The 11,329-nt window shown below is 67.2% G+C and carries 10 protein-coding genes and 1 pseudogene; 5 read left to right on the top strand and 6 right to left on the bottom strand.

Annotated features, from left to right (window positions below; all coding sequences use genetic code 11):
* Positions 1-304 precede the first annotated feature (304 nt).
* Positions 305-1,471: an MFS transporter gene (locus ABIS05_RS20125; protein ID WP_348010145.1), complete on the bottom strand. Its 1,167-nt coding sequence runs from the start codon at positions 1,469-1,471 to the stop codon at positions 305-307.
* A 58-nt stretch (positions 1,472-1,529) separates the two neighbouring features.
* Between ABIS05_RS20125 and ABIS05_RS20120 the strand changes: the two genes are divergently transcribed.
* The 3 genes from ABIS05_RS20120 to rocF all read left to right on the top strand — a co-directional run bounded on the left by ABIS05_RS20120 (position 1,530) and on the right by rocF (position 4,135).
* Entirely contained in the window at positions 1,530-2,276 is a 747-nt protein-coding gene (locus tag ABIS05_RS20120) for a HesA/MoeB/ThiF family protein (protein ID WP_348010144.1), read from the top strand.
* A 66-nt stretch (positions 2,277-2,342) separates the two neighbouring features.
* A complete protein-coding gene (locus ABIS05_RS20115) occupies positions 2,343-3,218 on the top strand; it encodes a TIGR00730 family Rossman fold protein (protein ID WP_348010143.1) in 876 nt (291 codons plus the stop codon).
* Entirely contained in the window at positions 3,215-4,135 is a 921-nt protein-coding gene (rocF, locus tag ABIS05_RS20110) for an arginase (protein ID WP_348010142.1), read from the top strand. Before ABIS05_RS20115 ends, rocF begins: the two co-directional genes overlap by 4 nt.
* Here the strand turns inward: rocF and ABIS05_RS20105 are convergent, their stop codons facing one another.
* Together ABIS05_RS20105 and ABIS05_RS20100 are read right to left on the bottom strand one after the other, a co-directional pair.
* Entirely contained in the window at positions 4,136-5,455 is a 1,320-nt protein-coding gene (locus ABIS05_RS20105) for a sensor histidine kinase (protein WP_348010141.1), read from the bottom strand. It lies immediately after the preceding gene.
* Positions 5,456-5,536: 81 nt separating this feature from the next.
* Complete coding sequence (locus ABIS05_RS20100) at positions 5,537-6,361, bottom strand: DUF429 domain-containing protein (RefSeq protein ID WP_348010140.1); 825 nt, start codon at positions 6,359-6,361, stop codon at positions 5,537-5,539.
* 39 nt (positions 6,362-6,400) lie between these two features.
* Here ABIS05_RS20100 and ABIS05_RS20095 point away from each other — a divergent pair, with 39 nt between their 5' ends.
* Positions 6,401-8,104, top strand: a complete 1,704-nt coding sequence (locus ABIS05_RS20095; RefSeq protein ID WP_348010139.1) for a diguanylate cyclase — start codon at positions 6,401-6,403, stop codon at positions 8,102-8,104.
* 390 nt (positions 8,105-8,494) lie between these two features.
* On the opposite strand, the gene ABIS05_RS20090 is transcribed toward ABIS05_RS20095, so the two are convergent.
* Positions 8,495-8,902: a hypothetical protein gene (locus ABIS05_RS20090; protein WP_348010138.1), complete on the bottom strand. Its 408-nt coding sequence runs from the start codon at positions 8,900-8,902 to the stop codon at positions 8,495-8,497.
* A gap of 182 nt (positions 8,903-9,084) precedes the next feature.
* On the bottom strand, positions 9,085-9,459 hold the full coding sequence (locus ABIS05_RS20085) for a hypothetical protein (RefSeq protein WP_348063316.1): 375 nt from the start codon (positions 9,457-9,459) through the stop codon (positions 9,085-9,087).
* Positions 9,460-9,858: 399 nt separating this feature from the next.
* Between ABIS05_RS20085 and ABIS05_RS20080 the strand changes: the two genes are divergently transcribed.
* Positions 9,859-10,896, top strand: coding sequence for an asparaginase (locus ABIS05_RS20080; protein WP_348010136.1), 1,038 nt, complete (start codon positions 9,859-9,861; stop codon positions 10,894-10,896).
* Positions 10,897-10,926: 30 nt separating this feature from the next.
* On the opposite strand, the pseudogene ABIS05_RS20075 reads toward ABIS05_RS20080, so the two are convergent.
* Positions 10,927-11,329: pseudogene (locus ABIS05_RS20075) on the bottom strand (hypothetical protein); the annotation flags it as partial.

Here is an 11,329-nt window from a genome sequence, read left to right as displayed (position 1 = left end):
AAGACAGCGTCGCTCGGGCGACGCGGCATTTGCATTCCTGGTGAGCCCGGCGTGCAGCCGGCGTTAACCGGCGTGAAGGGGCGATGGATGGTGGTCGTCATAAGGACAGCAGCGAGAGCGCAGCGGGTCGCTTCGGGGTGCGGTGCAGTTCGAGCATCGCGAGCGACTTATCCCACTCGAGTGCGGATTCAGAGCCTCTTCTTTGGTTTCTTCTGGCCCCGCAGAAGAAAGTTACCCCGCCGCCGGGCGGGACTCCCGGCAACACGGCAGCGAGCTGCACAGGCTCCACGCAAGCCCAACAACATCAACGCCGCCGAGCCACCACAACGGCCCCAAGGGCTGCCATCGCCCCCAGCACCGGCACCGCCCGCCACCCAAACCCCGCCAGCAACGCTGACCCGAGGGCTGCCCCACTCGCCATCCCCATGAACATCACGCTGACCAGCACCGCATTCAGCCGGCTGCGCGACGCCGGGTCGAGGCTGTAGACGACGCTCTGATGCGACACCAGCGCGGCCTGCACGCCCAGGTCGAACACCACCGCAACGGCCACCAGCAGCCACAGCGACGCCGGCGCCACTGCCTGCACGGCGAACGCCACGAACACCAGCAGCGCCCCGGCACGGATGACCGCCTGCGGCCCGCGCTTATCGGCCAGCCCACCGGCCATCGGCGCAATCAACGCGCCCGCCGCGCCGACCAACCCGAAGGCGCCGGCCACCGCACTGCCCTCCCCGAACTCCGGCCCGGCGAGCACCAGCGCCAGCGTCGACCAGAACGCGCTGAAGGCCACGCTCAGCAGCCCCTGCGCCAGCGCCGCCCGCCGCAGCGGCGCGTACTGCACCCACAGCCTCGCCATCGAAGCGAGCAGCGCGCCATAGCTGGCCTGCGTCGCCGGCACGAAGCGCGGCAGGCTGCGCCACAGCAGCGGGATCAGCAGCGCGACCGCGACCGCCGCCGCGCCATACACGGCCCGCCAACCCGCCAGCGCCGCCAGCGAGCCGGCCGCCACGCGCGACAGCAGGATGCCCAGCAGCAACCCCGTCATGACCTGGCCCACGCGTTTGCCACGCTCGGCCTCGGGTGCCAGCGCGGCCACGGCGGGCACGATGTCCTGGGCCAGCGTGGCCATCAGGCCGATGACGACGCTGGCCACGCACAGGGCCGCAAAACCCGGCGCCAACGCGGCGAAAGCGAGCGCAGCGACGAGGGCCCCAGCCTTGATAACGATGAGGCGGCGGCGGTCATAACGGTCCCCCAACGGTGACAGCAGCAGGATGGCTGCCGCATAGCCCAACTGGGTCAGCGTAGGCAACAAGCCGATGGCGGCGCTGCCGACGCCGAACTGCGCGGACAGCAGGCCCAGCAGCGGCTGCACGTAGTAGATGGAGGCGACGGCGAGGCCCGTGGCGGTGGCAAGCAGCAAGGTCAGCGCGGGGCTGAGCGGGGTGGCGGTGGGCGTGGACTTCATCTGCAGGAAGTGTCGCGGCCCAGGCGCAACCTTGCCGAGGCAGGCTTATCCTGCCGCCATGACTGACGACGACCTGCTGCGCTACTCGCGCCATCTGCTGCTCGACGAGATCGGCATCGAAGGCCAGCAGCGCCTGCTTGACGGACGAGCGCTCGTCATCGGCGCGGGCGGGCTGGGCTCGCCGGTGGCGCTCTACCTCGCTTCCGCCGGGGTCGGCCGCATCACGCTGATCGACCACGACACGGTGTCACTGACCAACCTGCAGCGCCAGATCGCCCACGACATGGCCAGCCTGCACCGGCCCAAGGTCTTGTCGGCCGCCGAGCGCATGGTGGCGCTGAACCCGGGCGTGAACGTGCGCGCGCTGCCCGAGAAGGCCGATGCCGAGCTGCTCGACCTCGAAGTGCCGGACGCCGATGTCGTCATCGATTGCACCGACAACTTCACCACCCGCCATCTCGTCAACGCGGCCTGCGTGCGGCACGGCAAACCGCTGGTGTCGGGCGCGGCCATCGGCTTCGACGGCCAGATCAGCGTCTATGACAGTCGCTCACGTGAGCAGCCCTGCTACGCCTGCCTGTTCCCGCCCGAGTCCGGCTTCGAGGACGTGGCCTGTTCGACCATGGGCGTGTTCGCGCCGCTGGTGGGCATCGTCGGCAGCATGCAGGCGGCCGAAGCCTTGAAGCTGCTGGCCGGCATCGGCGAGCCGCTTGCCGGGCGGCTGCTGATGCTGGACGGCCGGCGCATGCAGTGGAGCGAGATCGCCTTGCAGCGCGACCGGGAATGCACCGTCTGCGGTGGATGAAGTAAGGCGGCGGCCTTGTTTTGGAGCACAAAATCCAGCGTTGACCTGCCCACAATCTCCCCGCCCATGAAGCCCACCGAAGTCCCGACGCGCAACTTCCCGACCGCCAAGGAAGAGTGCCGCAATCTGCCCCCTCACCCCGAGTACGACGGCCCGGGCAGCGCCTATGAGCTGGCTTTCAAGGACGAGACCTTCCTGCTGCGCGAGGACATGCGCCATGTGCGCATGCAGCTGGAGCTGATGAAGCCCGAGCTGATGCTCAACGAGCAGGGCGTCAAGTCCACCATCGTCATCTTCGGCAGCGCGCGCATCCTGTCGGCCGATGCGGCCCAGGCCCTGATGGCCGCCGCCGAGGCCAGCGGCGACGAGACGCAGTTGCGCATCGCGCGCAGCAAGCTGTCCATGAGCCGCTACTACGAAGAGGCGCGCCGCTTTGCAGCGATCGCGACGGCCGAGTGCACGAAGCGCGGCCGGCCCGTCGTCATCGCCACCGGCGGCGGCCCCGGCATCATGGAAGCCGGCAACCGCGGCGCCTACGAGGTGGGCGGCAAGAGTGTCGGCCTGAACATCGTGCTGCCGCACGAGCAGTACCCCAATCCCTACATCACGCCGGAGCTGTGCTTTCGCTTCCACTACTTCGGCCTGCGCAAGATGCATTTCCTGATGCGCGCCGTGGCCCTGGTGTGCTTCCCCGGCGGCTTCGGCACGCTGGACGAACTCTTCGAAACGCTGACGCTCATCCAGACCCGCAAGAGCCGCCGCCGCCCCATCCTGCTGTTCGGGCGCGAGTTCTGGACCAAGCTCATCAACTTCGACCTGCTGATCGAGACCGGCATGATCAACGCGGGCGACGAGAAGATGTTCCAGTTCGTCGAGACGGCCGAGGAGGCCTGGGCCTTGCTCGAAGCGGAACCCGAACTCTCAAGCATCCACGCACCATGACCAAACTCAGAAACGTCTCCCTGATCGGCGCGCCCACGGACGTCGGCGCCGGCGTGCGCGGTGCCAGCATGGGCCCCGAGGCCATTCGCGTGGCCGGCCTCGCGCAGGCGCTGCGCGGGCGCGGCGTCGATGTGGTCGACCGCGGCAACCTCACCGGCCCCACCAACCCCTGGGCGCCGCCGGTGGAGGGCTATCGCCACCTAGACGAAGTCGTGGCCTGGAACCAGACGGTGCACGACGCCGTCTACACCGAGCTCAAGACCGGGCGCATGCCCATCCTTTTGGGCGGCGACCACTGCCTGGGCCTCGGCTCCATCGCCGCCGTGGCTCACCATTGCCGCGACGTGGGCAAGAAGCTACGCGTGCTGTGGCTGGACGCGCATGCCGACTTCAACACCAGCGAGCTGACCCCGAGTGGCAACATCCACGGCATGCCCGTGGCCTGCCTGTGCGGCTTCGGCCCGAAGGAGCTGATCGAGATCGGCGGCCATGTACCGGCCGTCAGCCCGAAGTGGATTCGCCAGATCGGCATCCGCAGCGTCGACGAGGGCGAGCGAGCCTTCGTGCACGAGCACGACCTGGAAGTTTTCGACATGCGCTTCATCGACGAAATGGGCATGCGCCACACGATGGAACTCGCGCTGGCCACGCTGGACGACAACACCCACCTGCACGTCAGCTTCGACGTCGACTTCCTCGACCCCGTCATGGCGCCCGGCGTCGGCACGACCGTCGGCGGCGGCCCGACCTACCGCGAAGCCCACCTCTGCATGGAGATGATTGCCGACACCGGCCGCCTGGCCTCGCTGGACCTGATGGAGCTGAACCCGGCGCTGGATGAAAAGAACCGCACGGCGGTGGTCGCGGTGGACCTCATCGAGAGCCTGTTCGGCAAGAGCACGCTGATGCGCAAATAGTCATGAAGCCGCGCTCTCCTCGTAGCGGCGCGGCAGCAGGATCCGGAACGTCGTGCCGACGCCGGCGTCGGATTGCAGCTCGGTGGTCGCATCGAGCAGGTCGCACAGCCGCTTGACGATGGACAGCCCGATGCCTTCGCCGGGCTGTTGCTGCACCGGCCGGGGATCGTCGGACGAGGCCTGCACCTCGGCCAGTTCCACATTGACATGCGTGATCGCGCCCGTGGCGTGGTCGGCGGCGATCTGATTGGCCTGATCGGTCGCCTCCTCCAGCGCGCCCGCCAGCTGCGAGCCCGGGCCGGCGTGGAAGCCGGGCCCGGTATCGCTGACCTCGAAAAACCACCGCTCCTGATCGTCGGACGCACAGACGCCGCAGCTGACCGTGACGCCGCCACTGCGCGTGTACTTGATCGCGTTGATGACGAGGTTCTGCGCAATGCGCCGGGTCTTGACCGCGTCACCCTCCACGGGCAGCGCTGCGATGCCGTTGAACTTCAGGAAGAGGCCGCGCTGCTGCGCATGCGGCTGCAGGTCCTCGCACAGCGTGGCCAGCACGGCGGCGGCGTCGATGGGCTCCACCTGGCGGTGTTCGAGGCCGCCCTGCAGCCGGGCGAAGCTGGTCACGTCGTTCAACAGATGGCTCAGCGAGCTGACGTTGCGGTCGAGCAGGCGCAAAAAGCTGCCGCGCGCCAGTTCCGACGCTTTCGGTGACGCCAGGCCCGCCGTGGCGGTGGCGACAACGCCGAGGCCGCCGCGCAGGTCATGCGCCGCCTCCTGCCACAGGCGGGCGCGCTCCTGCTCCAGCTCGCGCAAGGACTGCAGGGCGTGGTCAAGATCGCGAATGTGGCTGCCCGCCTCGATCTGCTGCAGCTGGAAGTATTGCGACACGCTGGCGCTGACCGCGTCGCCGCATTGCCGTGCCCAGATCCGGCGCGCCTCGGCCATGGCTGCTGGGTCGGGCCCCGGCTGGCCGACGGCATAGGCCTCCAGCTCCACCACGACGCATTCGTTCAGCCGCCCGAGCTCCCGCGTCACCTCGGTCAGGTCGAAGCCCTGCTGCCAGCGGTGCAGGCCGTGGGCTGCGGCGTCGGCCTGATGAGGCTCCTCATCGTTGTCACCTGCCGCCACGTCGCTGCCGGCCAGCGTGCGCTCGAAGTCGACCAGCAGCGCTGGGATGTGGTCGTGCAGTTGGGCGCGGGGCAGTGCGGCGCCACTCGTCAGCGTCGGGTCGGACGTCACCGCCGTGCGCCACGCCTGCAAGATGGCACCGCGCCGGCATTTCAAGTAAGCGCTCAATGCGGCAAGTTCTACGGGTTGCATCCATGCATCCTGGTTTGCCCAAAGCGGGCAAGAGCCGCTATTTTGGGCGAATGCGGCTCAGGGCAACGCTGAACAAGTCCCTCAGGCACTGGCGATCCACCCTTCGATCGCGTCGACTCCCACCGGCCAGCCATAGCGCGGCTGCTGCGCCGCCCACGCCGCCTGCAGCATTGCCAGCACCGCGTCGACGCTGTCGCCGCTCGCGTCGGCCACCAGTTCGTCACGCTGCGCGTGGCTGAGCTTCAGGCGCAGGCCCAGCCGCGTGCGCCCCTGCTCCAGCGCCTCAACGAGGTCCTTGCGCGCGATCAGCCGCTCGGGCGTCTGCATGGCCTTGGTGTCGCTCTTGTATGAGCGCCGCCCGATCAGCTCCCGGGCCAGCAGGCCGGGATAGGCTTCCAGCGCAACGCGGCTTTCGTCGCCCGCGAGCAAACCGGGCAGATGCCCCGGCAGATGCACGCCCGCCGCGATCAGGCGCGGCACGCCGGCATGCAGCATCCACGCCACCGGCGGGTTGACCCATTTCATGCTCGGGCTGGCGCCGGCCGGGCCGTCACAGGCGCGGTGGGCGAACTTGGCGCCCGCCGGGCGCGCGTCGCAGAAGGCGGCAAAGCGCGCGCGGATCTCGGCGCGGTCCAGGCTGGCGTAGTGGGCCATCAGTGCGGCGTAGTCGGTCGGCCAGCCCAGCGTCTCCACCAGCTCACGCGGCAGACCGAAAGGCAGGTCGAAGCCGGCCATCCAGGGCCCCGGCTGGGCCAGCCAGGCGGAGAAGGCGTTCAGGCTGTCCAGCGCGGTCAGGCGGTCCAGGCGCACGACGGCGCCATGGCGGCGGCCCGCAGCAACGCGGATGGGCTTGGCGCGGCGAGGCGCACTCGTGAAGTCGATCCCGAAAACGGTGCTGTCGTGCATGGCCGGCATTCTGGGGCTGGGCAAGAATGGCCAGTTCCCATGTCAGACCTGCTCGATCTCCCCACCCTCTCTCCCGACGATGCCGGTTTTGACGCGCCCGCGTTCGATGCCGGCTTCGCTTCGCAGCGCCAGCTCGCGGCGGCCGGGGCGTATCAAGCTTCCAACGACGTGCTTGAGCTGCTGCTGCAGGCCTGCCCGCCCACCGAGCTGCGCCGCCGCGGCGAGGCCCTGGCGCTGCTGGCCCACCAATACCCGCGCACCGGCCGGCTGACGGCCAGCGCCCGCTGCGCCACCGAGGCCCTGACGCTGGCCGCGCGCCTGGGCGACGACGCCATGCTGGCCGACGCGCTGACGGCACAGACCTATGTCTACGGCCAGTTGCTGATGGGCCGCGAGGCGCTGGAGTCCGGCATGAAGGCGCTGGCCGCCGCTCGCCGCGCTGGCGATGCGGTGCGCGAGGCCTGGGCGCTGAACCGCATCGGCGTCGCCTATTCGAGCCTGGACAACCCCACGCAGGCCTGCGCGTCGGCCGAACAGGCGCTGGAGATTGCGTCCGGCTGCCGCGTGGCCGAGGTGCTGTTCTCGTGCCACAACAACCTCGCCTATTTCTGGCTGCGTCGCGTCCAGGGTGCCCGGGACGACGGTGACCCCGCCGCGCTGGCCGACGCCGTGGCCCAGGCCCGCTTCACGGCCGAGCGAGCCACCGAGCTGGCACGCGACTCAGGCAGCCCCTTCCAGGTGGCCGTGGCGGTGTCCAACCTCGTCAACGCCCTGCTGGCCGGCGGCCTGCTGGACGAAGCCCTGCCCCTGCTCAACGAGTTCGGCCACCTGGCCCACGACCACGGCTACCGCACGCTCGCCGTCGAGGCCGACGCGCAGCGCGCCCTCTTCCTGCGCCTGAAGGGCGAACCGCTGCAGGCCGCGCGCGTGATGGAGGCGCTGCTGAACGCCGCCAGCCCGCCGCCGCCCAAGCTGCGCCGGCTGTTGGTGCGCTCGCTGTACGAGACGCACAAGAGCTGCGGCCAGTTCCGCGAGGCGCTGGCTTGGCTGGAAGAACTCGTCGGCCTGGACCGCCAGATCACCCGCGACAACCTCGTGCTGCAGACCGAGGTCATCCTCATCCGCGACCAGGTCGAGCAGGCGCAAGCCCGTGCTGACAGCGCCACCGCCGACGCCCGCCGCGAGCGCGCCCGCGCGACCCATCTCGAGACCGAGCAGCTGCGCCTGCGCGAACACGCCAACGCGCTGGACCGCGCCGCGCATGAAGACGTGCTGACCGGCCTGCACAACCGCCGCCATGCCGAGTTCGCGCTGCCATTGCTGGTGGAAGGCGCGCGCATGGCCGGCCAGGTCATCAGCGTGGCGGCGCTCGACATGGACCACTTCAAGCGCATCAACGACACCCACGGCCACGCCGTGGGCGACGCCGTACTGCAGCAACTCGCCCAGCTGCTGCGCCACCGCCTGCGCAGCGCCGACCTGCTGGCCCGCATCGGCGGCGAGGAGTTCCTGGCCGTGCTGGTGGGCATCGCGCCGCCGCAGGCCGCCGAGATCTGCGAACGCCTGCGCCTTGCCGTCGCCGAGCACGACTGGGCCGCCACGGCGACGGGGCTGGTCGTGCGCATCAGCGTCGGCATCGCCGGGGGCATGCCGCCGCTGCAAGCGGATCAGCTACTGAAGCGGGCGGACCAGGCGCTGTATGCGGCCAAGCACGCGGGGCGGAATCGGGTGCATGTGGATTGAGGGGCGGACGCAGAACGCTGATCGACGGCGGACGAGCGGCGAGGGCGAAGGGTCAGGGTTCAAATTAGGAGTTCAGAATTTAGACCTGACCCTCGGCCGTGCGTTTATCGCAAATGATGGCACAGCGGCTTGAATATGCGCCAGCATGCTGATATGGATTACGCGACACAACGAAGAGTGTTTGCGGGCATGTCGCAGCCGCAGACTCTTTCGATCGCTTGCCGGCCAGCATGCATGCCATAACCAGCTCGAACGTCCAGCGTAGCCTGACGCCGCAACGCGCGTGCGCTGAGCGTGAGCAGGTGAAGGCTTTGAATGGTGACACGCGCAACTTGGTCGGAATCGAGGGGCGGCTTCGGTTGCAGTAAGTAACGTCATGTCGGTGCGTGATCAGAATTTGAATTCGAAATTGACGATATTGCTGCGATTGAGCACGCCCGCTCCGCCGTAGGCAACGAGCGCCTCTTTCAAATCCCCGAACATCTGTTCTCGGTCCTCAATATTGGACTCATCCATATCCAATTTGATCATTTCATAGCTGATCGAGCGCAAGCCATCCTTTTCGCCGAACTTCCGCCGCAGGCGCGCGAGGATCAATTCGCCATGCCAATAGAATGAGAAGTCGAAGTCGTCGAGGAACTCCTCTCTGCCTTCGCCAACAACCCGGAGATACATATCGCGCTCGCTGTCTCGTGTCCATTGCGGACGCACCTCCAGCCAGACGAAGCGCCTGTTAAGTTTCGTGATGCCATACTTGGAAATATCGGCGTCGTTGATATATTCGTTTACGTAGCTCATAGTCTTCTCCGGATTTGACTTATATCGGCGAAATTTTTAAGAATGCCCAAAGCGATAGAATATTTGCTATCGGCAAAGAAGTTTATGGTCGTGACAGTCAAGAATGCTCATCCACTTCCTGTGGAGATTTCAAAAAGAAAATGTCGTAAAGAGAATTACGCAGAACTTCAGTACGCTTCCAATTAAGTATGTGATTTTGTGAACGGAAAATCGCCGTAAACTGCAATTGCGTCGTCGAGATCTCTTTTGAAATGCGCGATTTCTTCGATGGAGAGGTTGTCGCTTTTTGCATGGACTATTAGCTCAACAAAAGCTTGGTCATACTTGAATACAACCACCGCATGCTTATTAAACACAGCATATAGATCGCGATTAAGATTTCGACCCATTGGGGCGCCCATCAAAATGGTTCCCGTCTTTGTGTTGGTAATAATATGCCTCATTCCTGGCGTTCTCTTGATTAAGTCAATATCCAATTCGTACTGGACATGGATTTTTTCGGCAATCTCTTCAAGTACGCAGAGAGTTTCAAGTGACGGAATTGATTTCACTAGCATGATGTTCTTTCCATTAAATTCATTCAAACAAGGTCAGAAGAGCGCATGTTCGGCATACCTCAGTAGTACATCTTGTTGGCCCACGGCATGCCGTTCAAGCAGACCCGTTCTAGTCCACTATTTACGCCACCCGTCGCATTAAGGCTGGGTTGCTTCTCGCACATAAGCGAGTGACGGCCTGAATTCCTGACTCAATCCCATATCTCTTGGCCAAAGTTAAAGCGCTACGTTGCATTTCCACCCTTTCTGAGCAACGGATGTCAAGCGATTGCAACCCAGGATCGGGGTCAGGTCTTTAATGTGAACCCCTAGTTTGCACTTCCAAACTACGAACACGACACGCCCTCGTGACGCGGGGCCTTCATTCAACCTCGGGCCAGTCGTCCGTAGACTGACCCCATGAACCCCGTCCTCATCGACCTCCTGCGCGGCAGCGCCGTCGAATCCCGCCATGCCGGCGCGCTGGCCATCGTCGACGCCTCGGGCGCCGTGCACACGGCTCTGGGTGATATCGACCGCCCCATCTTCCCGCGCTCGGCCGTCAAGTTGCTGCAGGCTTTGCCGCTGGTGGCCAGTGGCGCGGCCGAAGCGTTCGAGCTGACCGACGCCGAACTGGCCCTGGCCTGCGCCTCGCACAGCGGCGAGCCCGAGCATGTGGCCACGGCTGCAGGCGTGCTCGCCAAGCTGGGGCTGGACGACACCGCGCTGGAATGCGGCACGCAGTGGCCCAGCCGTGAGCCGGTGTTGCGCGGCATGGTGGCGCGCGGCGAACAGGCCGGCCCGCTGCACAACAACTGCTCGGGCAAGCACAGCGGCTTCGTCTGCGTGGCGTGCCTGATGGCGCGGAACGCCGGCGCTGACCCGGCCGAGTTCGCGCGCGGCTACGTGGCGGCGCAGCACCCGGTGATGCGCGAGGTGTCGGCGGCCCTGTCAGCCACAACGGGTGTGGACGTGGAAGGCGCACCGCGCGGCATCGACGGCTGCTCCATCCCGACCTTCGCGCTGCCGCTGCGCGCGCTCGCGCTGGCCTTTGCGCGCGCGGGCACCGGCCAGGGCCTGTCGAGCGCGAACGCCCACGCCGCCCGGCGGCTGCGCGAGGCGGTCGCGAAGGCGCCCTTCATGGTGGGTGGCGCCGACCGCTTCGACACGCGCGTCATGCAGGCCTTCGGCGAGCGCCTGTTTTGCAAGATCGGCGCCGAGGGCGTGTACTGCGCGGCCTTGCCGGCGCTGGGCCTGGGCGTGGCGCTGAAGATCGACGACGGCGCCGCCCGCGCGGCCGAGGCCGCGATGGCTGCCGTTGCCACAGCCTTGTTGCGCGCCGAGGGCGAGCTGCTGCACGGCTACAGCCACCAGGCGCTGCGCAACTGGCGCGGCACGGACGTCGGCTCGCTGCGGCCGGCGCAGGCGCTCACACGGGCACTCGGCCCGCACCCCTGAAACGGCGCGGCCCCGCCGGCCGCGTGACGATCAGTTGCGGTCGCTGCGGGGAGGCAAGGCCTGCTCGCTGCTCGGCATGGGGTCGGTGGTCGTACTCGTGGTCGTAGTCGCCGGCATGTCGGTGCTCGGCGCCGGGGTGGTGCTGGCCATCGGTGCCTGGTCGGCCGGCGGGATCGCCGCGGTGTCGCTGACCAGCGGCGCCGCGACGGGCGCCGGCTCGGCCCACTGGCCGCTGGCAGTCACCGGCAAGGCCGCTGCCGTGGTGCTCGGCATGGTCGACGCGGTCGACGTGTCGGCCTGCGCCATGGAGGCCTGCGAGTTGTCGGTCGCCTCGCGCGACAGGCCGGCCGTGTCGGTCTGGTCGGTGGAGGCCGGCTGCGTGCTCATCGCGCAACCGGCGATGCCGAGGATCAGGCTGGCGGTCGCAACGGCG

The sequence above is a fragment of the Roseateles sp. genome (assembly GCF_039929605.1).
Taxonomy (GTDB): domain Bacteria; phylum Pseudomonadota; class Gammaproteobacteria; order Burkholderiales; family Burkholderiaceae_C; genus Pelomonas.
This window is presented reverse-complemented; position numbering and strand designations above follow the sequence as displayed.